We start from the raw sequence: 23,121 nt of genomic DNA, 5'->3' as shown, positions 1-23,121 counted from the left end.
TCGGAATTAATAATTGTATTTATCTTTCCAACGGTTTTTTAGAAATTCGCGGGTGCTATTCTCTCTAGAATTGTTCCCCGGATTATAAAAAACCGTTTGTTTTATAGCATCTGGTAAGAATTCTTGTTCTGCAAAATTGTTCGGATAATCATGTGAATATTTATATTCATCACCATAACCCAATTCTTTCATTAATTTAGTTGGCGCATTACGCAAATGAAGCGGAACAGGTAAATCGCCTGTTTGTTTCACCATTTGTTGGGCAGCACCAATTGCCATATAGGAGGCATTGCTTTTAGGAGATGTTGCCAAATAAACGGCACATTGACTCAAGATAATGCGGCTCTCGGGATATCCAATTGTCGTTACTGCCTGGAAAGTATTATTGGCCATAATCAAAGCAGTTGGATTAGCGTTTCCAATATCTTCACTGGCTAAAATTAACATTCTGCGGGCTATAAATTTTACGTCTTCACCGCCTTCAATCATTCGGGCCAACCAATAAACGGCTCCGTTAGGATCGCTTCCTCTAATGGACTTAATAAAAGCCGAAATAATATCATAATGTTGCTCACCCGTTTTATCATAAAGTACGGTGTTTTGCTGTACCAGTTCAAGTACCCGTTGGTTCGTGATTACAATGTTTTCTTCGGATGATGCATTAACTACGAGTTCAAAAATATTTAATAATTTTCGTCCATCTCCTCCCGACAGCCGCAATAAAGCTTCGGTTTCTTGTAGCTGAATATTTTTAGTATTTAATTTAGTATCCATTTTCATGGCTCTTTGTAAAAGTGCTTCTAAATCGGCTTTCGAAAAAGCATTCAAAACATATACTTGGCAGCGAGACAAAAGTGCAGGAATGACCTCAAAACTTGGGTTTTCGGTTGTGGCTCCAATTAAGGTAATCCAACCTTTTTCGACAGCAGCTAATAACGAATCTTGCTGCGATTTGCTAAAACGATGAATCTCATCAATAAACAAAATTGGGTTTTTGGCTGTAAATAAGCCGCCAGACTGTTTGGCTTTGTCAATGACCTCGCGAATGTCTTTTACACCCGAATTAATGGCGCTCAATTCATAAAAAGGACGTTTTGACTCTTGGGCAATGATTTGTGCCAAAGTAGTCTTTCCGGTTCCAGGAGGCCCCCAAAATAGGAGTGAAGGTACGATGCCTTTTACAATTTGTTGCGTTAAGGAGCCGTTTGGGCCAACCAAATGCAACTGACTGATGTAATCTTCTAATTTTTGTGGGCGTATACGTTCGGCTAAAGGAGCATCCATGGTACAAATTCTAAAATTTTGAGAAAGTAAAATTAAGCAATCTATTTGTATTTTAAATTGGTGGTTTTTTTAATGTTTTAGTTGAACAAAAACTGCCAAATCGTCTTAAATATTTTTTGGAGTTGTTTTTGTTATTTTTAAAATAAATTAAAATGCATGAATGATTCTCAGTTTAGATATTCCAATTCAGTTTTAGGGTTTCCTTTTCTGTTTGTATTACTACTATGGATTATTTATTGGGTTCAAATTCGTTTTGACTATAATTTTTATGACAACGGAATTTTTCCACGTACTTTTTCGGGTTTACAAGGTATTTTTTTAAGTGCTTTTATTCATGCCGATTTAAGTCATTTGTATCATAACACTATTCCGCTATTTGTTTTATTGGCTGCGCTACGGTATTTTTACCCCAAACAAACAGCTGGAGTGCTATTTTTTGGGATTGTTTTTTCGGGAATTTTTACTTGGGTTATTGCGCGTGCGAATTACCACATTGGGGCAAGTGGTTTAATTTACGTGCTTTTTAGTTTCATTTTTTTCAAAGGTTTGCAATCGCATTATTATAGGTTGGTAGCGCTTTCTTTGGCTACTATAGTGGTATATGGTGGAATGGTTTGGTTTATGTTTCCAGAGGGGGATCAGACAATTTCTTGGGAAGGACATTTGTCTGGATTTATTACAGGTTTATTTTTATCTGTTTTTTATAAATTGCCCGAATATAAAAAAGTCTATCATTACGATTGGCAAAGACCCGATTTTAAACCAGAAAATGATGCTTTCTTGCGGCAATTTGACGCTAATGGTAATTTTATAAATCCACCTTTATTAGAGGATGCAGAAGAGGAGGATATGTCCGATAATCCCTATTTCACTTCTAATTTTGATGTGAAGTATATACTAAAGCGAGAATCAAATAATTAAATTTTAGCATTAAAATTTTGTATATTTACATATTATGAAAAGATTTTTTTTCAAAATAGTAGTATCCGTTTTTATTTTTGGTTGTGTTTTACCCATGAAGGCGCAATGCGAAATAAAAAATAAAGTGTTAGCTGATGGATCAATGATGTATTTTTTTGATCCCAGTGCTTTTTATACCACAAAGTCAAAATCATTGAAAATCAATATTATGACCGATGATGAAAACTTTTTCATTGCCTTACGTCCAAAACCGTTTCCTAAGAAAGAAGATGGAATAAAACTAAAAAACGATTTAAAAATTAAATTAGGAAACAAATCCTGGTATAATCTTAAGCATTATGATACCCAATATGTAAAACACGATTCTGTTTTGCAAGTCATGTATTTGATTAAGAAATCGGATTTGGAAGATTTTAAATTATACGAGGCAGAAATAGCTTCAATTAATATGGAAGGAACCGAATTTGTTCGTAATTATGCTTTTAAGTTGCATAAAAAAGCCATTATGCAACAGTTAAATTGCTATGAAGAATCTAAAAAGAAAACCATGAAAGTAAAGAATGAAGACCAAAAATAATTAATCGTCTGTTTGTTCGTTACTATTTGCTGTTTCTTCGGAATTTATTTTGGAAATTATTTTTTTAATTAAATTGTTGTAAATAATCCGTATTGAAAAAATATTGGTATTTAAATTCTCATCATCTAAAGGTTGGTATTCATTGATATATGATAATTCTACATGTAAATCATCAGTAAATAGATAACCTGCACCTATCTTAAATCGATTTCTATTTAAAAATTTTAATTTACTTTGATTAGAAGATTGAAAAAATAATTCTTCTGAAGCAAATCCGTAAAATACACCTTTACGTAAAAATTTACTGTTAAATGGTTTTAGTAATTTAAATTGTTGCCGATATCGAACGGTATGATTGTTATCGCCAGAATCTTTATAAATATTTCTAAATTCAAAACGCATTCTTGTGCTGAAGGTATATCCAATTTTGTGAAAAAAGTAAGTCCCCTGTGGTGTAAAGCGCCATTCGTGCGTGTTTGGAAAGCTAAATTCTTCAATATGTTCGTTTTCGAAATACCCAGCGCCAAATGAAGCCTTCCATCTTGGAGAGGCGTAATAATGAACCCATCCCATGTAGGAATTTTGCAAAGTTTCTTTAAACGGATTGGTTAGATTGCTATTGTCACCCGATTTTAAACGATAATCAAATTCAGTAGCCCATCTTTCGTTTAAAGTACCATTAAAACGAGCTTCCGTCCAAAATTCATTTGAAGAAGTTGTTTGTGAATACAAAAAGTGTGTGGCAAGAATAAGCCAGATCCAAACAAAAATATTTTTATTTATTACAAACGACATACTGTATAAAATTACAATTTTTTATACGTATTTTCTCATTTAGAGAATTATTTTCTTTGTCGAACAGCTTCGTATAAAAATGCACCGCAAGCTACAGAAACATTCAATGATCCAATGCTGCCAAACATGGGTAACTTGGCTTTTTCATCAACAATTTTAAGAACTGATGGATTGATACCTCTTTCCTCCGAACCCATAATAATCGCAATGGGTTCATTTAAATCCAAATCATAAAGTGTATCGTCAGTTTTTTCTGTTGCGGCAATAGTTTTAATACCGGAACTCTGTAGGTAAAAAATAGCGTCCTTAATATGCTCTACTTTACAAATAGGAACGTTAAAAACAGCACCCGCAGATGTTTTAACTGTGTCGCCGTTTACTGGAGCCGAACCCGATTTTTGAATAATGATGCCATTAACACCAGTACATTCTGCCGTACGAATTATAGCCCCAAAATTTCGGGCATCAGAAATTTGATCTAATAATAAAAATAAAGGTTTAGAACTGGAATCCATTGTTGACTCTACCAAATGTTCTAAATCAATAAATCCAATAGGCGAAATGGTAGCTACCGCACCTTGATGGTTATTTGGAGTTAATCGATTCAACTTTTCTACAGGAACATACGAAAAATTAATGCCCGAGCGTTTCATGACTTTCTGAAGTTCTTTCATTAATTCACCCGTAAGCTCTTTTTGAATAAACACTTTGTCTACTTCCTGACCTGCTTGTATTGCTTCTATAATGGCACGTATGCCAAATATTAATTGTTCTTTTTCCATGGCGCAAAGATATAAAAAAACCACCAGCTTGCGCTGATGGTTTTTCTATACTAAACGATTTAGTTTTAGTATTCATCTTCGTAGAAACCAGTTCTTCTATGTCCTTCGTAATAGTAAATTACACCTGGCTCATCACTAAATTCTGCATTAAAAGAAATTTTATCTACAGTATGTCCACCTTTTGATGTTGCTGCATTTTGCTCAACTTTACCTTCAGTAATAGTAACTGTTCTAGCGTTATATTCATTAATAGCAGAATTTGCTGAAAAAGTTCCGTCCTTTTCAGTTGTGGCTTTAATTTTAAATTTACCAAGATAATTATGATCATCTAACCACATTGTACCATCGTTTGCAGCCGTGTTGTATGTATCAAATAAATCATGTTCAGAAATTGCTGCACCAGTTGGATCATAAAGGCTTATGTACCATTCTCCAGCAAATTTTTCTACTGAAGTTCCTCCTGGATCTGTACTTCCTGTTTCATCGCATGAGCTAAAAACGGTTAATACAAAAAGAACCATTATTGCTTTTGTAATATTTTGTTTTAAATTTTTCATTTCGTGATATTTTAAATTTGAACTTTTTTGAGTAATACATCAAAAGTATAACCAGAGTCCCATACTGTTGTGAATTTTACTGTTTGCGAAGCTGGATCAGCAACTAGACCACTCATGTCACATTTTCCACCAAAAGTACCTACCGTAAATTGGTAATAGGTATAATTGTTAGATGAGATGCTGTTTGCTTTAACTTTTGCAGGTGCATAATAAGCAGGACCATAAGCTCTACCAACAGCATAATACAAACCAATACCATCGGAAATTTGATACGTTCCATCAGCATTTTTGTAAATCATAACATATTTCATGTCTTGATATACAGGAGTAATAGTTCCATTTCTTGTACATGAAGAAGTGTATAGACCTGAAATGTTATCAACTAAATTTCCATTGTCAACAACATATACTTTTCTAGTAGTAGTTCCTTTAAAGCCATCTTTGTTAACTGCTGTGTAAGTTACAGTGTAGATATCAGGAACATTGGTGTCAAGAGTTTTTCCACCTCTTAAATCACCCGAAACACTTGTGGTGTATTCTATAACAGCTCCATCTTCAGTTGCAACTACTCCAGGATCATCAAAACTTTCACCTACATTTAAATAAACTTCGGAGTCACCATTCATTTCAAAATTTGGGTAAAATGTTACCTTAGAAACATTTGATGAATCTGAATCGCATGATGTGAACAAAATCGTGCACATTGCTATAATTGGTAATAATAATTTTTTCATCGTATTTTTTTTTTAGTTTACATCCCACCAAACTGGCGCAGTAATCGCTTGAAGTGCTGGCGCGTTTGAGTTTCTGGATTTAACATTATTTGGTAAAATAATTCTTCTAGGTAGTTTTCCTCCAGTAGTGTTTTCAATTGAAATACTTAACTGACCCGGTACGTAAGCATCATCATCTTGAGCAACTGCAGATTGTTTTGGGTAACCAGTTCTGTTTTGTTCTAAGAAAGATTCATATCCGTTTCCAGGGAAACTTGCAATCCATTTTTGAGTTATAATTGCTTCAATTTTAGAAGCTAAAGTTCCAGTTGTTGGGTAAGCATAAACACCACCAGTAGCAATAAAAGTAGCGGCGCTTAAACTGTATTTGCTCATAGCTTGTTGTACTCCTAAATCGTATTTAGCTTTTGCTCCATTACCACCAAAATATCTTTCAAGTGCTTCAGCTTGTAAAAACGAACTTTCTTCTGCACTGATAAAGTAAACAGCTGTTGTCGGATTTAAAGTTACTAAAGATGGATTTGCAACACTTGTGTTTTCAAAATCTCCTTGTATTAGTCCAACTCCTGCTCCGTAGTATTTACCTAAACGAGGATCAGCATTGGTTGATAGATAAGAATGCAAAGTAAGACTGGCTCTCAAATTTAACGTAGTGTTTAATTGTCTTCTGTCAGACTCATATAAAGGATTACTTCTGTCTGGAGCATCTTCAAATTGAGTCATTGCTGCATCTACATCTAAAAATTGTACACCTGAGTTGATTAAAGTTTTTATACCTGATTCTGCTAATGCAGGATTAACTTCTGTCAATCTCATGTGTAATTTAAGCAATAGGGTATTGGCATATTTCGTCCAATTGCTCATGTTTCCACCAAATATAAAATCGTCATTTGCTGGTGCTTCTCCCACTGAAGCATTCAAGTCTTTTGATAGTGCAGTTTGTAAATCGGCTATCATTAAATTGTATACTTCTTCTTGAGTATTAAACTTAGGCTGTAAAATGTTAGTATTGTTGGCCTCAGTATAAGGAATATCTCCGTATAAGTCAGTCATAATTTGTGACGCTTGTACTTCAAGTGTAGTTGCAATTAAATAATAATTCCAGTTGCCTTCAGCAAGTGCATTAGCTTTTACTTTTCTAATATCATTTAAAGCATCATACATGGCGGTCCAGGCACCCATATAATCATTGGTACTTATTGAGTAAGCATCGATTGTTTTGTATTGGCTTGAAGTTGGATTTTGTGTCCAAAATTGTGACCAAAAACCACCTATTATAGCATAATATGACCCTTGTGCCCCTGCTAGTCCTGCAATACCTGCAGGAAGAATTACGTTGTTCGTTGCTTGTTCTGGTGATAACGAATCCGGATCTCTATTGATATCAAATGAATCTTCACATGATGTCAATAAAAGAAACGCTGTTAATATTGATATGATTTTTTTCATTTTCTTAGTTTTTAGAATGATAATTTTAATACACCTCCGTAGGCTCTTTGTGAAGGGTTGGTACCAAATTCACCAAAGTCTGAGCTAACGCCAGTTCCGTATGTAGTCGTTTCTGGATCAGTATATGGGTTTTCACCTGGAGTCCACATAAATAGATTTCTACCATACACACCAAAAGTGATTTTAGTAAGACCTAAATTTTCGGTTAATTTTGATGGGAAATCATAGTATAAACTCAATTCTCTCAAACGCACAAACGTTTTATCTATAATTTGTGTTTTTTCAATCGCTGGATTGTTTGAAGTATTATAGAATGTGTAAATATCTTCAAATCCTACTGGAGTTGTATTTTCTGTATAACTTACTGCACCAGTTGTTGCATCTACTACTTCATTAACCGAGTTAGGTACGATAAATGGATTTCTATCGTTGTAAGTAGTTTCGATACCATTACCTACGAAATGCGATAAACGTTTAGTGTAAGAATAGAAATCACCACCTTGTTTCCAGTCCATAGACATTGCCAATCGGAAATTTTTATATTTGAAACTATTTTGAAGACCCATTACAAAGTCACGTTGTGAGTTTCCAGCATATTGTAAATCATTTGTTTGTTGATAAAGACCCGTATCTGCATTAACAATGTATTGTCCTGCATCATTAGTTCGAGGACCTAATACAAAATATGAACCGATTGGTTTTCCTTTAACTGCTGAGTAAGTTACACCGTATGCTGAATTGATATCAACTCTATCGTAACCATCCATCAAATCGGTAACTTCGTTCATATTTTTAGTAAACGTATACGTGATATCCCATTTGAAGTTTTCATTTTTGACTGGTGATCCAGATAACGATAATTCAATACCTTTATTTACTACTTCTGCAGCATTAATGTTTTTGAAAGAGTAGCCCGTAGATGGGTCTAAAGGTAAGCTAACAATCAAATCTGAAGTTGTTTTATGGTATAAAGCTAAGTCATAGCTAATTCTGTTTCTGAAGAAAGATCCTTCTGCACCCACCTCAAATTCAACAGTTGTTTCTGGTTTTAAATCTGGATTTCCTAATGTTGAACCAGCTTCATAAAAACTAATTCCTCCAAGTGGTGAAGCTAAAATTCCAAAGTATGCATTAGCAGAACCAGGGATATAAGAATCAGCAGTTGCATAAGGGTTGGTGTCATTTGCAATCTTAGATGCTGCTCCTCTTAATTTTAAGAAAGTTTCTCCGTTGTCAATAACAATTGCACCTAAAGATAATGCAGGGTAAAAATAGGAATTGTTATTTGTTGGTAATGTAGAGGTCATGTCTTGTCTTCCTGTTACCGTAGCAAAATACCTGTTTTTAAATGAAAACTCTGCCGATCCATAAACTGCAGCAGTTCTTCTTAAAGTGTTTGATTGAGTTATAACTGGTCTTTGCGCGGTATTTGATAACTCATAATAACCAGGTATTCCTAAATTTGTGATTGAATTTATTAAGACGTCAGACTCTCTTTTGTTGTAGTTAAAACCTCCAATTAAGGTCATAGCCCAATTTTCACTTAAATCTGTAGTATAGTTTAAATTAAAGAAAGTGTCAAATTCATTGTACTCTCTTCTTGATTCTGTAACTCCACCTACAACTTTATTTGCTCCTGCTACATCTTGAGGACTTCCAGGCTCATAATCAACTATCGCACCATAGCTTTTTAATCTTTCATTTCTAGTGTTTCCACCAATTTGCCATGTTGCGCTTAATTTATCGTTGAATTGATAGTTTAAGTTTACATTACCAAAAACATTGTTACCATATACTTTAGTGCTATTTTCGTTAATACTGAAATATGGATTTGCAGCATAAGGAGTAAAGTAATAATCTGGTGTGTTGAAGATGTTATTTTTATAATCAGCTAAATCAACAACGCTAATATCAACAGGAATTTGTAGTAAATCTTGTTGCAAAGTAGATCCTTGTCCTGCATCATCACCTTGACCTGTATTTACAGCGCTTTGGTCTTTATATACATAATTAAGGGATGTTCTTAATGTGAATTTTTTTGATTTTAAACCTCCGTTAAAGCCGATAGATTGTTTTTTATAACTGTCTGCATCGGTAGGAATTACTCCGTCACTATTCACATTAGTGAAATTTAACGAGAAGTCAGAGTTTTCTCCTCCACCTCTAAGGTTAATGTTTTGAGTTGATAAATATCCTGTATCATAAAAATCCTTAACATTGTCTGGTAGAGCAACATAAGGTTTAATTTGTTGGCTGTTGTTGTAAACAGTTCCCCATGGTCTAACCTCACCGTTAAAAGCAGGTCCCCATGAACCGTTTTCGTTACTGTAAGAATTTTGTCCTGAGTAACCAACTCCGCTCCATCCTTGACCAAATTGTGATTGTAAATGAGGCACACGAGCCACTTGACTAAAATCGGTAGATGCTAAAATATCAACACTCACACCTGAGTTAGCTTTTCCTTTTTTTGTAGTAATTATAATAACACCACCACCAGCTCTTGAACCATATAACGCTGACGCCGCTGCACCTTTAAGGACGGTCATGCTCTCAATGTTGTTTGGGTCAATGTCATTAATACCATTTCCTGAATCGAAACTTCTAGTTGCAGTACTGGTTCCAGTTGCAGTATTGTTAATTGGCGTTCCATCAACAATATAAAGTGGTCCTTGGTTTCCTGTTATCGTATTAGTACCACGAATCTGTATTTTAGTAGAAGCTCCAGGTTGAGAAGGTGCTGAAATATCTACACCGGCAATTTTACCTGATAGGGTTTCAAATGCATTGGTGTTTACAACTTTTGTTAAATCGTCTGATTTTAAAGTTGTTGTGGCATATCCAAGCGATTTTTTTTCTCTTTTAATACCGAATGCAGTTACAACAACGCTTTCTAGTTCTTCAGCCCCCGATGCTAGTGTTATATTCACTGTAGTGTTAGCAGCGGAAGTCTCTTTGGTGTCCATTCCAATGTAGGAGAAAACCAATACATCTGTAGATTTGGCATTGATAGAGTACTTTCCATCAAAATCCGATTGAGTTGAAGTTTGTGTTCCTTTCACCAACACATTTGCGCCTGGTACCGGCATTCCTGTGTCGTCTGAAACGATCCCTGAAACAACTCTTTCTTGCGCAAACGTAATTTGCGCCATTAGTGCCAGTAAAAGCACTAATAGTCCATTGAACTTTAGTTTCATTTTTAAATATTTTGAATTAGTTCGACAAAAATCTTAATAATCTGTTAACTTTCCTAATAAATAAAATCCTTTTTTTCTAGCAGATTAAAATTTAACATTATAACATATGGTTAAGATTGTGTTATATAAATTTGTCTTTTCGTCCTCAATAGTACCATTTACAAGGGATAATAGCAGGTTGTTGTTGCCTGTTTCTAGGTTAAATTCGATACCGAAACTTTTTATGGTGTTTAGCTTATTTAGATTGGTTTTATTTGTTTTATCCTGAAATATACCGAAATCTATTACAGAATTCACAGCTATTTTTGGAGATAACTGATAAATGTATGACGTATTTAGGTAAGAAGTGTAGTTGGCTTGTAAGTTATTTTCGATAAATCCTCTTATTGAATTCATACCGCCAAAACGAAAAAGTTCGTTTGTTAAATAGTGATTGCTTGTTAACAAAAAATTATAGTTACGAAGGTAAATATGGTTTTTTGTATTTAGTTCAAAAGTGTTGCGGTATTCGGTATTTATTTGAATTTGTTTTTGAGGTGTAAGTGTGGAAGCGTTTCTTGTGCCGTAACCTAAAATCAATTCTAGTAATTGGTTCTTTCTTGAAAAAAAGGTTTGAGTGGATTTTTTTTGAAATCTAAAACCCAAGCTTGCAAATTTGGTTTTAAAATCAGCTAAGTTGTTTATATCTGAAATGCCGTTTTGTGTGTTACTCGATTCGGTGTTGGTGTAGTAAAATGAAATTTTTGAATTTAAATTCAACAAATAACCGATTCCTATTTCTGTTTTGGTATTTTGAAAAATACTGTCCTGAGTAAAAATGTTTAATTCGCCTTTTAGTGAAATAGGAGTCTTAAATAAAAAAGGAATTTCAAGTGAGCTATTAAAACTTTTTTGTTGTCCTCCATTATTATTCCATAGTAATTTAAATTGTTCGCCATGGTATAAAATATTATCAAGTTTTAAATTTAAATAACCGCTAGGTTTTATTTTTTGATTTTCATCGTTGTTAAATCCGATGTAGCCATCAAATGTATTGGAATTGTTTTTACTTAAATAGGTGTAAACAATAGTAGAATCTTTTTTGAAAAGTACTTCAGGATATTTGTTTTGTTTGATAAAATCAATTTGATTGATCTCGTTTTTTATTTCTTCGATGGTTTTTTTGTTGTAATCTTTTCCTTTGTATTTTTTGAGTAAAAATTTTTGAAAACCTTCGGGTAGTTGGGTTGTTTTTTTTTCGTCTTCATAATTAAAAACAATAGCATCTATGGTTCTTTTGTTTTCGATATAAAAATCGAGTTCAGCTATCAAGATATTTTGTTTTTGTTGTAGGTTGATTAGTCGAAGTTTTGAAAATGGTTTTCCAGATGTTTCTAAGATTTCGTATTTTTTATTTAGAAAGTTTTCTATTTCGGTAAATGGTATAATTAAAGTATCGTTTTTTAATTCTTTCAAAAAAGGACTGGTATTGATTTTATTCTTATCAATATACAGATGTGCTTCTTGTATTTTTTGATTAAGTTCTACATGAAATAGTAAAGTGTCTTGTTTTTTTGTTGTTAAAAATGAAGAATTTAAATTTAGATAACCGCTTTTGGAGAGGGTTTTTATGATTTTTCTAGATTCGATTTTCGCTGCTTCAGGAGAATCGTGTTTTTTTATATATGAAATAGAATCAATTATTTGCGTCTCCTGTTTGTTTTTTCCAGTAATTATTAAAGTGGTATTTTGGGCTGTAAGAGATAGCGACAAAAGGAGTAATAGTATGGAGTAGAGGAAGGTTTTCAAAAGAGATTTTAAATTTTATTAAAAGTACAGATTTTTTATTTCTACAAAAGAATTTTTAGAAGTGAAATAATTGTATTGAAAATTAATGATTTAACGTTTGGTTACTGAAAAATATTTTATACATTTGCAACCCCGTAAAAAGCGGGAATTTAATATACATAATAAATTTTTAGTATTAATTATGCCAACAATTCAACAATTAGTAAGAACAGGAAGAACTCAGATCACTAAGAAGAGTAAATCGGTTGCTTTAGATTCTTGTCCTCAAAGAAGAGGGGTTTGTACGCGTGTTTACACTACTACACCAAAAAAACCAAACTCTGCAATGCGTAAAGTTGCGCGTGTACGTTTGACAAATGGTAATGAAGTGAATGCTTACATCCCAGGTGAAGGACATAATCTACAAGAGCACTCGATAGTATTAGTGCGAGGTGGAAGGGTAAAAGATTTACCAGGTGTTAGATATCATATCGTTCGTGGAGCGCTTGACACGTCAGGGGTTGCAGGAAGAACGCAAAGAAGATCTAAGTACGGTGCTAAACGCCCAAAAGAAGCAAAAAAGTAATTTAAAAACTTTTAAGAAAAAGACATGAGAAAAAGAGCGGCAAAGAAAAGACCACTTTTACCGGATCCAAGATTTAATGATCAGTTGGTAACACGTTTTGTGAACAACTTGATGTGGGATGGTAAGAAATCTACAGCTTTTAAAGTATTTTATGATGCAATTGATATCATTGAAGCGAAAAAGCAAAACGATGAGAAAACTTCATTAGAAATCTGGAAAGATGCTTTAACAAACGTTATGCCTCACGTAGAAGTGCGTAGTCGTAGAGTGGGTGGAGCTACATTCCAAATTCCAATGCAAATCCGTCCTGATAGAAAAATTTCTATGGCAATGAAATGGTTAATCCTTTATGCTAGAAGAAGAAATGAAAAATCTATGGCACAACGTTTAGCGTCAGAATGTTTAGCTGCTGCTAAAGAAGAAGGTGCTGCGGTTAAGAAAAGAATGGATACTCACAAAATGGCAGAAGCTAATAAAGCATTCTCTCACTTTAGATTTTAATTCGTAAGAAATGGCTAGAGATTTAAAATATACAAGAAATATAGGAATTGCTGCTCATATTGATGCTGGTAAAACAACAACTACTGAGCGTATTCTTTTTTATACTGGAAAGTCACACAAAATTGGTGAGGTGCACGATGGTGCTGCAACAATGGACTGGATGGCACAAGAGCAAGAGAGAGGTATTACAATTACTTCTGCTGCTACAACTTGTACTTGGAATTTTCCAACTGAGCAAGGTAAGGTTCTTCCAGAATCATTGCCATATCACTTTAATATTATTGATACTCCTGGACACGTTGATTTTACTGTAGAGGTAAATCGTTCTTTGCGTGTTTTGGATGGGTTGGTTTTCTTATTTAGTGCTGTTGATGGAGTTGAGCCTCAATCAGAAACTAACTGGAGACTTGCTGATCAATATAGGGTTCCTCGTATGGGATTCGTAAACAAAATGGACCGTCAAGGAGCTAACTTTTTAGCTGTATGCGGACAGGTTAAAGATATGTTGAAATCGAATGCGGTTGCAATTACTTTACCTATTGGTGATGAAGCAGATTTTAAAGGTATTGTTGACTTAGTGAAAAATCAAGCTATTGTATGGCATGATGAAACGCAAGGAGCTACTTTTGATATCGTAGATATTCCAGCTGATATGGTTGATGATGTAAAACACTACCGTTCTATACTTATCGAAGAGATTGCAACTTATGACGAAAATCTTTTGGATAAATACATGGAAGATGAAAACTCTATTACAGAGGAAGAAATCAACAATGCATTAAGAGCTGCAACTATCGACATGGCAATCATTCCTATGCTTGCTGGTTCTTCTTTCAAGAATAAAGGAGTTCAATTCATGTTAGATGCAGTTTGCAAATATTTACCATCTCCTTTGGATAAAGAAGGTATTGAGGGTATTCATCCTGATGATGCTGAATTATTAGAGGAAGATCAAACTAAAATTTTACGTCGCCCAGATGTAAAAGAGCCGTTTGCTGCTTTGGCATTTAAAATTGCTACTGACCCATTCGTTGGTCGTTTGGCTTTCTTCCGTGCTTATTCTGGACGTTTAGATGCTGGGTCTTATGTATTGAATACGCGTTCTGGTAACAAAGAAAGAATTTCTCGTATCTACCAAATGCACGCTAATAAACAAAATCCAATCGAATACATTGAGGCTGGAGATATTGGTGCTGCTGTTGGATTTAAAGATATTAAAACAGGAGATACGCTTTGTGATGAAAAGAATCCGATTGTTTTGGAATCTATGAAATTCCCAGATCCTGTAATTGGTATCGCTATCGAACCAAAAACTAAAGCTGACGTAGATAAAATGGGTATGGCTTTGGCAAAATTAGCTGAAGAAGATCCAACGTTTACAGTTAGAACAGATGAGGCTTCAGGTCAAACGATCATATCAGGTATGGGTGAGCTTCACTTGGATATCTTGGTTGATCGTATGAAACGTGAGTTTAAAGTAGAGGTAAATCAAGGTGAGCCTCAAGTTGAATATAAAGAAGCGTTTACAAGATCTGCTCAACATAGAGAAACTTACAAAAAACAATCTGGTGGTCGTGGTAAATTCGGTGATATCGTGTTTAGAATCGAACCGGCTGACGAAGTGGATGGTAAAGTTCCTGTTGGATTACAGTTTGTGAATGAAGTAAAAGGAGGTAACGTTCCTAAAGAGTATATTCCTGCAGTTGAAAAAGGTTTCCGTGAAGCTATGAAAACTGGGCCATTGGCTGGATATGCTGTGGATAGTTTGAAAGTTACTTTATTAGATGGATCTTTCCACCCTGTGGATTCGGATGCGCTTTCTTTTGAATTAGCAGCTAGAATGGGTTATAAAGAGTCTGGTAAAGCTGCTGGAGCTGTTATCTTGGAACCTATCATGAAAATCGAGGTTATTACTCCAGAAGAAAATATGGGTGATATCGTAGGTGACTTGAACCGTCGTAGAGGTCAAGTGAATGATATGGGAGATAGAAATGGTGCTAAAACAATTAAAGCTGATGTGCCTTTGTCAGAAATGTTCGGATACGTAACTACGTTAAGAACTTTGTCTTCTGGTAGAGCTACTTCAACTATGGAGTTTTCTCACTATGCAGAAACACCTTCTAATGTTTCAGAAGAGGTAATCAAAAAAGCAAAAGGTAACGCTTAATTTTAAGAAAATGAGTCAAAAAATCAGAATAAAACTAAAATCTTACGATCACATGTTGGTGGATAAATCTGCTGAAAAGATCGTGAAAACAGTAAAAACTACTGGAGCAGTAGTAACGGGTCCTATTCCGTTGCCAACTCACAAAAAACTTTTCACTGTATTGCGTTCTCCGCACGTAAACAAAAAAGCTAGAGAGCAATTCGAAGTAATGTCATACAAGCGATTAATTGACATTTATTCTTCTTCATCTAAAACTATTGATGCTCTAATGAAACTTGAATTACCAAGTGGAGTTGAGGTTGAAATCAAAGTTTAAGTAGATTTTTGAGAAATAAGAACGCTGTTTTTATCTGAAAAATATTTTTTTTGGATTGTGTATAAATAAGTTATACTTTTGCACCTCTAAAAAAGATAGGATTTGGCTAAAAGCTGTGTTCTATATTTATATTTAATAATTAATAATTAATAATTAATATTTATGTCTGGGTTAATTGGTAAAAAAATCGGCATGACTAGTATTTTTGATGAAAACGGGAAAAATATTCCTTGTACAGTAATTGAAGCTGGTCCGTGTGTCGTTACCCAAGTCAGAACCGAAAGTGTTGACGGGTATGAAGCGTTGCAACTTGGTTTCGATGACAAAAACGAGAAACATTCCTCTAAAGCGGCTTTAGGTCACTTTAAAAAAGCAGGAACTGTTGCTAAGAAAAAAGTCGTTGAATTTCAAAATTTTGCAACTGAACAAAAATTAGGGGATCTTATTGATGTTTCTATTTTTGAAGAAGGAGAATTTGTAGATGTACAAGGTGTGTCTAAAGGTAAAGGTTTTCAGGGTGTTGTAAAACGTCACGGTTTTGGTGGTGTTGGACAAGCAACTCATGGTCAACATAACCGTTTAAGAGCGCCAGGATCTGTAGGAGCATCTTCTTATCCATCTAGAGTATTCAAAGGAATGCGTATGGCTGGAAGAACAGGTGGTGTAAATGTAAATGTTCAAAACCTTAGAGTTTTAAAAGTAGTGGCTGATAAGAACCTACTTCTTGTAAAAGGATGTGTTCCTGGACATAATAACTCTTATGTAATCATTCACAAGTAATGGAAGTAAAAGTATTAGATTTCAACGGAAAAGATACTGGTCGTAAAGTGGAACTTTCTGATTCAGTATTCGCAATTGAGCCAAATAATCACGCTGTATATCTTGATGTTAAACAATATTTAGCAAATCAAAGACAAGGTACTCATAAAGCTAAAGAAAGAGCTGAAGTTACTGGTAGTACACGTAAGATTAAAAAACAAAAAGGTACTGGTACTGCTCGTGCAGGAAGTATCAAAAACCCTTTGTTTAAAGGTGGGGGTACTGTTTTTGGACCAAGACCAAGAAGTTATTCATTCAAATTGAATAAAAACTTGAAGAGATTGGCTAGAAAATCAGCATTCTCTATTAAAGCAAAAGAAGCAAATATAATTGTTTTGGAAGACTTTAATTTTGAAACTCCAAACACTAAAAATTTCATTAATGTTTTGAAAGCTTTAGGGTTAGATAATAAAAAATCGCTATTTGTGTTGGGTGAGTCAAATAAAAACGTATATTTGTCATCACGCAATTTAAAGGCTTCTAATGTTGTAACTAGCTCAGAATTAAGTACTTATGCAATATTAAATGCTAATAATTTAGTGCTTTTAGAGGGTTCTTTAGAAGGAATTGAGGAAAATTTAAGCAAATAATAGGAGTATGAGTATCATAATTAGACCTATAGTAACGGAAAAAATGACCAAACAAAGTGAGATTTTGAATCGTTTTGGTTTTGAAGTTAATAGAAAAGCGAACAAAGTTGAAATTAAGAAAGCTGTTGAAGCTGCTTATGGAGTAAATGTAGTGAGTGTGAATACTATTAATGTTAGACCTGATCGTTCTACTAAATACACTAAAAGTGGTTTGATAAGTGGAAAGACTAACGCTATTAAAAAAGCGATTGTTCAAGTACAAGAAGGAGAAACAATTGATTTTTACAACAATATCTAAGATAGAAAAATGTCAGTAAGAAAATTAAAACCTATTACCCCGGGTCAGCGATTTAGAGTTGTGAATGGTTATGACGCTATTACAACTGATAAGCCGGAACGCTCTTTGATAGCGCCGATAAAAAACTCAGGAGGTAGAAATAGTCAAGGAAAGATGACCATGCGTTATACGGGTGGTGGTCACAAGCAGAGATATCGTATTATTGATTTTAAAAGAACTAAAGATGGAATTCCAGCTACAGTAAAATCAATCGAATACGATCCAAATCGTACTGCGTTTATTGCTTTGTTAGTGTATGCTGACGGAGAGAAAACTTATGTAATTGCTCAAAACGGGTTGAAAGTGGGTCAGAAATTAGTTTCTGGTGCTGAAGCTCAGCCTGAAATTGGAAATACATTGCCATTAAGTAAAATTCCATTAGGAACTGTTATTTCTTGTATCGAGTTACGTCCAGGGCAAGGAGCTGTTATTGCTCGTTCTGCTGGAACTTTTGCTCAATTAATGGCTAGAGATGGAAAATATGCTACAATTAAAATGCCATCTGGGGAGACAAGATTGATTTTGTTGACTTGTTCGGCTACTATTGGAGCGGTTTCTAATTCGGACCATCAATTGGTTGTGTCTGGTAAAGCAGGTAGAACAAGATGGTTAGGAAGAAGACCAAGAACTAGACCAGTAGCGATGAACCCTGTTGATCACCCTATGGGAGGTGGTGAAGGTCGTTCTTCTGGAGGACATCCGCGTTCAAGAAAAGGAATACCTGCTAAAGGGTATAGAACTCGTTCTCCTAAAAACCCGAGTAGTAAGTATATCGTAGAACGTAGAAAGAAATAATAAGATATGGCACGTTCATTAAAAAAAGGACCTTTTGTTCATTATAAATTAGATAAAAAAGTTCAAGAAAATATTGCAGGTGGTAATAAAGGAGTGGTTAAGACTTGGTCTAGAGCTTCTATGATTACTCCTGATTTTGTTGGGCAAACTATCGCAGTTCATAACGGTCGTCAATTTGTTCCTGTTTATGTTACAGAAAACATGGTAGGACATAAGTTAGGAGAATTTTCGCCAACTAGATCTTTTAGAGGTCATGCTGGAGCAAAAAATAAAGGTAAAAAATAAGAAGCAATGGGAGTTCGTAAAAGAGAAACAGCAGAAGCGAGAAAAGAGGCTAATAAGTCTATTGCTTTCGCAAAATTGAATAACTGCCCTACTTCACCTAGAAAAATGCGCTTAGTAGCGGACTTGGTAAGAGGTCAGAAGGTAGAAAGAGCACTTAACATTTTAAGATTCAGTTCTAAAGAAGCTTCAAGAAAATTAGAAAAACTATTATTATCTGCCATCAACAACTGGGAGCAAAAAAATAGTGAAGGTAATTTAGAAGAGGCTGGATTATTTGTTAAAGAGATCAGAGTAGATGGTGGTATGATGTTGAAAAGACTTCGTCCAGCTCCACAAGGTCGTGCACACAGAATAAGAAAACGTTCTAATCACGTAACAATCGTGCTTGGAGCTATCAATAACACACAAAGCAATTCTTAAGCAGCATGGGACAAAAGACAAATCCAATTGGAAATAGACTTGGTATCATCAGAGGGTGGGACTCAAACTGGTATGGTGGAAATGATTACGGCGATAAATTGGCTGAAGATCACAAAATCAGAAAGTACATCCATGCTCGTTTATCAAAAGCTAGTGTATCTAAAGTAATTATTGAAAGAACTTTAAAGCTTGTAACCGTTACTATCACTACTGCTAGACCTGGTATTATTATCGGAAAAGGTGGTCAAGAGGTAGACAAGTTAAAAGAAGAACTTAAGAAAATTACTGACAAAGAGGTTCAAATCAATATTTTTGAAATCAAAAGACCTGAGTTAGATGCTTTTTTAGTTGCAAATAGTATCGCTCGTCAAATTGAAAGCCGTATTTCTTACAGACGTGCAATCAAAATGGCTATTGCTGCTTCAATGCGTATGAATGCTGAGGGTATTAAGGTTTTGATTTCGGGTCGTTTGAATGGTGCTGAAATGGCACGTTCTGAAGGCTTTAAAGAAGGTAGAATTCCTTTGTCAACTTTCAGAGCTGATATTGATTATGCACTTGCTGAAGCACATACTACTTATGGTAGAATGGGTATCAAAGTGTGGATCATGAAAGGTGAAGTTTACGGTAAAAGAGATCTTTCTCCATTAGTAGGAATGGATAAGAAACAATCTGGTGCTGGTGGTAAAGGTGGAGATGCTAGAGGTAAATCTAACTTTAACAAAGGTGGAAAACCTGATGCTCGTAAACGAAAGTAATTTTTAAACTAAAGAAAAATGTTACAGCCTAAAAGAACAAAATACCGTAAGGTACAAAAAGGTAAAATGAAAGGTAACTCTCAAAGAGGGCATGAACTTTCTAATGGAATGTTTGGGATTAAATCGGTACACGAAGATGGGGCTTTCCTAACTTCTCGTCAAATCGAAGCTGCACGTATTGCTGCAACTCGTTATATGAAAAGAGAAGGTCAATTGTGGATCAAGATTTTTCCAGATAAACCGATCACTAAGAAGCCTCTTGAAGTACGTATGGGTAAAGGTAAAGGTGCAGTTGAATATTGGGCTGCCGTTGTTAAACCCGGAAGAATCATGTTTGAAGTTGGTGGGGTTCCTTTGTCAGTAGCTAAAGAGGCATTGCGTCTTGCTGCACAAAAACTGCCAGTTAAAACTAAGTTCGTAGTTGCTAGAGATTTCGAAGCATAATTTATATTATATTATGAAACAATCAGAAATAAAAGATCTTTCTGCAGCGGAGTTGCAAGAAAAACTTAGTCAAACTAAGAAAATATATGCTGACCTAAAAATGGCTCATGCTATATCTCCAATCGAAAATCCACTTCAAATCAGAAATGTAAGAAGAACAGTTGCGAGATTGGCTACAGAGCTAACTAAAAGAGAGTTACAATAATTGTATTCTGCTGAAAGATGGAAAAAAGAAATTTAAGAAAAGAAAGAATTGGTGTGGTTACTTCTAACAAAATGGATAAGTCTATTGTTGTTTCACAAGTAACAAGAGTTAAACACCCATTATATGGTAAGTTCGTGTTAAAAACAAAGAAATTTGTTGCCCACGACGAAACAAACAACTGCAATATTGGTGATACGGTAAGAATTAGCGAAACGCGTCCTTTAAGTAAAACTAAATGTTGGAGATTAGTTGAAATCCTAGAAAGAGCTAAATAATTATGGTACAACAAGAATCAAGACTAAAAGTAGCAGATAACACGGGAGCTAAAGAAGTGTTAACTATCCGTGTTTTAGGAGGTACCAAAAGAAGGTATGCCTCTGTTGGTGATAAGATTGTAGTTTCTATCAAAGATGCAACTCCAAACGGAAACGTAAAAAAAGGAGCTGTTTCAACTGCAGTGGTTGTACGTACCAAAAAAGAAGTGAGAAGAGCTGATGGTTCTTACATTCGTTTCGATGATAATGCTTGTGTTTTATTAAATGCAGCAGGAGAAATGAGAGGAACTCGTGTTTTTGGTCCGGTAGCAAGAGAACTTCGTGAAAAACAATTCATGAAAATTGTATCATTAGCACCAGAAGTGCTTTAATTCGTTTTAAGATGATAAAGCTAAAAATAAAATCAGGTGACATTGTAAGAGTAATTGCTGGAGACCATAAAGGTGCTGAAGGTAAAGTTTTACGTGTTTACCGTGAGAAAAACAAAGCGATAGTTGAAGGTGTAAACTTGGTTTCAAAACATACAAAACCAAGTGCTAAAAACCCTCAAGGTGGTATCGTTAAGAAAGAAGCTTCTATTCAAATTTCTAATATCGCTCTTATTGATCCTAAAACAAAGGAAACTACAAGAGTTGGAGTTAGAGTAGAAGGAGATAAGAAAGTAAGATTTTCAAAAAAATCTAATCAAGTACTATAGTGATGGCATATACACCTAGACTAAAAGAAGAATATAAGAGTAGAGTAATCTCTGCTCTTAAAGAAGAATTCGGATATACAAACGTAATGCAAGTTCCTAAATTGGAAAAAATCGTTTTGAGCCGTGGAGTTGGTGCAGCTGTATCTGATAAAAAACTAATTGACTATGCGGTTGATGAGTTAACTAAGATCACTGGACAAAAAGCAATAGCTACCATTTCTAAGAAAGACGTTGCGTCTTTTAAATTAAGAAAAGGAATGCCAATTGGAGCAAAAGTTACTTTACGTGGAGAAAGAATGTATGAGTTTTTAGATAGACTTATTACATCAGCTTTACCACGTGTAAGAGATTTTGGTGGTATTAAAGCTACTGGATTCGATGGTAGAGGTAATTATAACCTTGGAGTTTTAGAGCAAATCATTTTCCCTGAAATTGATATTGACAAAGTAAACAAAATTTCAGGAATGGATATTACTTTTGTTACTACTGCTAAAACAGATAAAGAAGCAAAGTCATTATTGGCTGAATTAGGTTTACCTTTTAAAAAGAATTAAGACATGGCTAAAGAATCAATGAAAGCCCGTGAGGTTAAAAGAGAAAAAACGGTAGCTAAGTATGCTGAGAAAAGAAAAGCTTTATTAGAAGCTGGAGATTACGAAGGTTTACAAAAATTACCAAAAAACGCTTCTCCTGTACGTTTGCACAACCGTTGTAAATTAACAGGAAGACCTAGAGGGTATATCCGTCAATTCGGAATTTCACGTGTAACTTTCCGTGAAATGGCTAACAATGGTTTAATACCAGGTGTTAAAAAAGCCAGCTGGTAAAAGTAAGAATTATAAATTGGTCTAAGGTTCGGTAAAAGAGTTTTACCGAAAACCAAGACCGTAAATTAATACAAATGTATACAGATCCAATTGCAGATTATCTAACAAGAGTTCGTAACGCTGTGGCAGCAAACCACAAAGTTGTTGAAATTCCTGCTTCTAATCTAAAAAAAGAAATAACTAAGATTTTATTTGATCAAGGTTATATTTTAAGTTACAAATTTGAGAACAACACCGTTCAGGGTTCAATCAAAATTGCTTTGAAGTATGATAAAGATACTAAAGAGCCAGTAATTAAAGATATCCAAAGAATTAGTAAACCAGGTTTACGTAAGTATGCAGGTGCTGATAAACTTCCTCGAATCCTTAACGGATTAGGTATTGCTATTGTTTCTACATCAAAAGGTTTGATGACAGGAAAACAAGCTAAGCAATTACATATTGGTGGTGAGGTAATTTGCTACGTATACTAATCATAAAGACTATATAAGATGTCAAGAATAGGTAAAAATCCAATTGTAATCCCTGCCGGAGTAACTGTTGAAGTTAAAGATGGTATTATTACAGTAAAAGGAAAAATGGGTCAACTATCACAGGAGTTTTCAGACGTAACTGTTGAAGTTGAAGGTGATCAAGTGCAAGTAAGCAGATCATCTGATCATAAAGACCAAAGAGCAAAACATGGACTTTACAGATCTTTAATCAACAATATGATTGTAGGTGTAAGTGAAGGTTTTACTAAATCATTAGAATTGGTTGGGGTTGGTTACAGAGCTTCAAACCAAGGTCAAAAGTTAGATTTAGCTCTTGGATATTCTCACAATATTATTTTAGAGATTGCTCCAGAAGTTTCTCTAGAAACAATATCTGAAAAAGGAAAAAATCCTATCGTAAAATTAACTTCTTACGATAAACAACTTTTAGGTCAAGTTGCGGCCAAAATTAGAGGTTTCCGCAAACCTGAACCATATAAAGGAAAAGGAGTTAAATTTGTGGGTGAAGTATTAAGAAGAAAAGCAGGTAAATCAGCTTAAAAAAT

At 34.6% G+C, this 23,121-nt stretch carries 30 protein-coding genes; 22 read left to right on the top strand and 8 right to left on the bottom strand.

Annotated elements, in window-relative coordinates:
• Positions 1-6 precede the first annotated feature (6 nt).
• Complete coding sequence (locus I5M07_RS14095; protein ID WP_200107088.1) at positions 7-1,284, bottom strand: replication-associated recombination protein A; 1,278 nt, start codon at positions 1,282-1,284, stop codon at positions 7-9.
• 156 nt (positions 1,285-1,440) lie between these two features.
• On the opposite strand from I5M07_RS14095, the gene I5M07_RS14090 reads away from it, so the two are divergent.
• Together I5M07_RS14090 and I5M07_RS14085 are read left to right on the top strand one after the other, a co-directional pair.
• Complete coding sequence (locus I5M07_RS14090) at positions 1,441-2,205, top strand: rhomboid family intramembrane serine protease (RefSeq protein ID WP_200107087.1); 765 nt, start codon at positions 1,441-1,443, stop codon at positions 2,203-2,205.
• A gap of 34 nt (positions 2,206-2,239) precedes the next feature.
• A complete protein-coding gene (locus I5M07_RS14085; protein WP_200107086.1) occupies positions 2,240-2,782 on the top strand; it encodes a hypothetical protein in 543 nt (180 codons plus the stop codon).
• Here the strand turns inward: I5M07_RS14085 and I5M07_RS14080 are convergent, their stop codons facing one another.
• The 7 genes from I5M07_RS14080 to I5M07_RS14050 all read right to left on the bottom strand — a co-directional run bounded on the left by I5M07_RS14080 (position 2,783) and on the right by I5M07_RS14050 (position 12,081).
• Entirely contained in the window at positions 2,783-3,577 is a 795-nt protein-coding gene (locus I5M07_RS14080) for a DUF2490 domain-containing protein (RefSeq protein ID WP_200107085.1), read from the bottom strand.
• Between the two features lie 47 nt (positions 3,578-3,624).
• On the bottom strand, positions 3,625-4,359 hold the full coding sequence (gene rlmB, locus I5M07_RS14075) for a 23S rRNA (guanosine(2251)-2'-O)-methyltransferase RlmB (RefSeq protein WP_200107084.1): 735 nt from the start codon (positions 4,357-4,359) through the stop codon (positions 3,625-3,627).
• Positions 4,360-4,424: 65 nt separating this feature from the next.
• Positions 4,425-4,916 carry a lipid-binding protein gene (locus tag I5M07_RS14070; protein WP_200107083.1) on the bottom strand — a complete coding sequence of 164 codons (492 nt, stop codon included), beginning with the start codon at positions 4,914-4,916 and terminating at the stop codon, positions 4,425-4,427.
• 11 nt (positions 4,917-4,927) lie between these two features.
• On the bottom strand, positions 4,928-5,650 hold the full coding sequence (locus tag I5M07_RS14065) for a BT_2262 family domain-containing protein (protein ID WP_200107082.1): 723 nt from the start codon (positions 5,648-5,650) through the stop codon (positions 4,928-4,930).
• Positions 5,651-5,662: 12 nt separating this feature from the next.
• Entirely contained in the window at positions 5,663-7,099 is a 1,437-nt protein-coding gene (locus tag I5M07_RS14060) for a SusD/RagB family nutrient-binding outer membrane lipoprotein (RefSeq protein WP_200107081.1), read from the bottom strand.
• Positions 7,100-7,110: 11 nt separating this feature from the next.
• Positions 7,111-10,293: a SusC/RagA family TonB-linked outer membrane protein gene (locus I5M07_RS14055; protein WP_200107080.1), complete on the bottom strand. Its 3,183-nt coding sequence runs from the start codon at positions 10,291-10,293 to the stop codon at positions 7,111-7,113.
• A gap of 84 nt (positions 10,294-10,377) precedes the next feature.
• Positions 10,378-12,081, bottom strand: a complete 1,704-nt coding sequence (locus I5M07_RS14050; protein ID WP_200107079.1) for a BamA/TamA family outer membrane protein — start codon at positions 12,079-12,081, stop codon at positions 10,378-10,380.
• A gap of 181 nt (positions 12,082-12,262) precedes the next feature.
• Here I5M07_RS14050 and rpsL point away from each other — a divergent pair, with 181 nt between their 5' ends.
• The 20 genes from rpsL (at position 12,263) to rplF (ending at position 23,116) form a co-directional block, all read left to right on the top strand.
• Positions 12,263-12,646, top strand: coding sequence for a 30S ribosomal protein S12 (gene rpsL, locus I5M07_RS14045; RefSeq protein ID WP_007136570.1), 384 nt, complete (start codon positions 12,263-12,265; stop codon positions 12,644-12,646).
• A gap of 24 nt (positions 12,647-12,670) precedes the next feature.
• Positions 12,671-13,147 carry a 30S ribosomal protein S7 gene (gene rpsG, locus I5M07_RS14040; protein ID WP_200107078.1) on the top strand — a complete coding sequence of 159 codons (477 nt, stop codon included), beginning with the start codon at positions 12,671-12,673 and terminating at the stop codon, positions 13,145-13,147.
• 10 nt (positions 13,148-13,157) lie between these two features.
• The gene (fusA, locus tag I5M07_RS14035) at positions 13,158-15,314 is read left to right on the top strand and encodes an elongation factor G (RefSeq protein ID WP_200107077.1); all 2,157 of its coding nucleotides are present in this window, start codon (positions 13,158-13,160) and stop codon (positions 15,312-15,314) included.
• Between the two features lie 10 nt (positions 15,315-15,324).
• Positions 15,325-15,630: a 30S ribosomal protein S10 gene (rpsJ, locus tag I5M07_RS14030; RefSeq protein WP_007803605.1), complete on the top strand. Its 306-nt coding sequence runs from the start codon at positions 15,325-15,327 to the stop codon at positions 15,628-15,630.
• Positions 15,631-15,792: 162 nt separating this feature from the next.
• On the top strand, positions 15,793-16,410 hold the full coding sequence (rplC, locus tag I5M07_RS14025) for a 50S ribosomal protein L3 (protein ID WP_200107076.1): 618 nt from the start codon (positions 15,793-15,795) through the stop codon (positions 16,408-16,410).
• Positions 16,410-17,039, top strand: a complete 630-nt coding sequence (gene rplD / locus I5M07_RS14020) for a 50S ribosomal protein L4 (RefSeq protein ID WP_200107075.1) — start codon at positions 16,410-16,412, stop codon at positions 17,037-17,039. The genes rplC and rplD overlap by 1 nt, the downstream gene beginning before the upstream one ends.
• Positions 17,040-17,046: 7 nt before the next feature.
• The gene (gene rplW, locus I5M07_RS14015; RefSeq protein WP_200107074.1) at positions 17,047-17,337 is read left to right on the top strand and encodes a 50S ribosomal protein L23; all 291 of its coding nucleotides are present in this window, start codon (positions 17,047-17,049) and stop codon (positions 17,335-17,337) included.
• Between the two features lie 9 nt (positions 17,338-17,346).
• Positions 17,347-18,171, top strand: coding sequence for a 50S ribosomal protein L2 (rplB, locus tag I5M07_RS14010; RefSeq protein ID WP_200107073.1), 825 nt, complete (start codon positions 17,347-17,349; stop codon positions 18,169-18,171).
• A 6-nt stretch (positions 18,172-18,177) separates the two neighbouring features.
• Entirely contained in the window at positions 18,178-18,456 is a 279-nt protein-coding gene (rpsS, locus tag I5M07_RS14005) for a 30S ribosomal protein S19 (protein WP_007136562.1), read from the top strand.
• Positions 18,457-18,462: 6 nt separating this feature from the next.
• On the top strand, positions 18,463-18,876 hold the full coding sequence (rplV, locus tag I5M07_RS14000) for a 50S ribosomal protein L22 (RefSeq protein ID WP_200107072.1): 414 nt from the start codon (positions 18,463-18,465) through the stop codon (positions 18,874-18,876).
• A 5-nt stretch (positions 18,877-18,881) separates the two neighbouring features.
• Positions 18,882-19,634, top strand: coding sequence for a 30S ribosomal protein S3 (gene rpsC / locus I5M07_RS13995; protein ID WP_200107071.1), 753 nt, complete (start codon positions 18,882-18,884; stop codon positions 19,632-19,634).
• An 18-nt stretch (positions 19,635-19,652) separates the two neighbouring features.
• Positions 19,653-20,078 carry a 50S ribosomal protein L16 gene (rplP, locus tag I5M07_RS13990; protein ID WP_200107070.1) on the top strand — a complete coding sequence of 142 codons (426 nt, stop codon included), beginning with the start codon at positions 19,653-19,655 and terminating at the stop codon, positions 20,076-20,078.
• A gap of 13 nt (positions 20,079-20,091) precedes the next feature.
• Positions 20,092-20,283, top strand: a complete 192-nt coding sequence (gene rpmC / locus I5M07_RS13985) for a 50S ribosomal protein L29 (protein WP_200107069.1) — start codon at positions 20,092-20,094, stop codon at positions 20,281-20,283.
• 17 nt (positions 20,284-20,300) lie between these two features.
• Complete coding sequence (rpsQ, locus tag I5M07_RS13980; RefSeq protein ID WP_200107068.1) at positions 20,301-20,558, top strand: 30S ribosomal protein S17; 258 nt, start codon at positions 20,301-20,303, stop codon at positions 20,556-20,558.
• Positions 20,559-20,560: 2 nt separating this feature from the next.
• The gene (gene rplN / locus I5M07_RS13975) at positions 20,561-20,929 is read left to right on the top strand and encodes a 50S ribosomal protein L14 (protein ID WP_007803649.1); all 369 of its coding nucleotides are present in this window, start codon (positions 20,561-20,563) and stop codon (positions 20,927-20,929) included.
• An 11-nt stretch (positions 20,930-20,940) separates the two neighbouring features.
• Entirely contained in the window at positions 20,941-21,255 is a 315-nt protein-coding gene (rplX, locus tag I5M07_RS13970; protein ID WP_200107067.1) for a 50S ribosomal protein L24, read from the top strand.
• A 2-nt stretch (positions 21,256-21,257) separates the two neighbouring features.
• Complete coding sequence (gene rplE, locus I5M07_RS13965) at positions 21,258-21,809, top strand: 50S ribosomal protein L5 (RefSeq protein WP_200107066.1); 552 nt, start codon at positions 21,258-21,260, stop codon at positions 21,807-21,809.
• Positions 21,810-21,812: 3 nt separating this feature from the next.
• Entirely contained in the window at positions 21,813-22,082 is a 270-nt protein-coding gene (gene rpsN, locus I5M07_RS13960) for a 30S ribosomal protein S14 (RefSeq protein WP_031456037.1), read from the top strand.
• 74 nt (positions 22,083-22,156) lie between these two features.
• Positions 22,157-22,555, top strand: coding sequence for a 30S ribosomal protein S8 (gene rpsH, locus I5M07_RS13955; RefSeq protein WP_200107065.1), 399 nt, complete (start codon positions 22,157-22,159; stop codon positions 22,553-22,555).
• Positions 22,556-22,573: 18 nt separating this feature from the next.
• Positions 22,574-23,116 carry a 50S ribosomal protein L6 gene (gene rplF, locus I5M07_RS13950; protein ID WP_200107064.1) on the top strand — a complete coding sequence of 181 codons (543 nt, stop codon included), beginning with the start codon at positions 22,574-22,576 and terminating at the stop codon, positions 23,114-23,116.
• Positions 23,117-23,121: the final 5 nt, after the last annotated feature.

The organism is Flavobacterium agrisoli (assembly GCF_016522065.1).
In the GTDB taxonomy this organism is placed as follows: domain Bacteria; phylum Bacteroidota; class Bacteroidia; order Flavobacteriales; family Flavobacteriaceae; genus Flavobacterium; species Flavobacterium agrisoli.
This window is presented reverse-complemented; position numbering and strand designations above follow the sequence as displayed.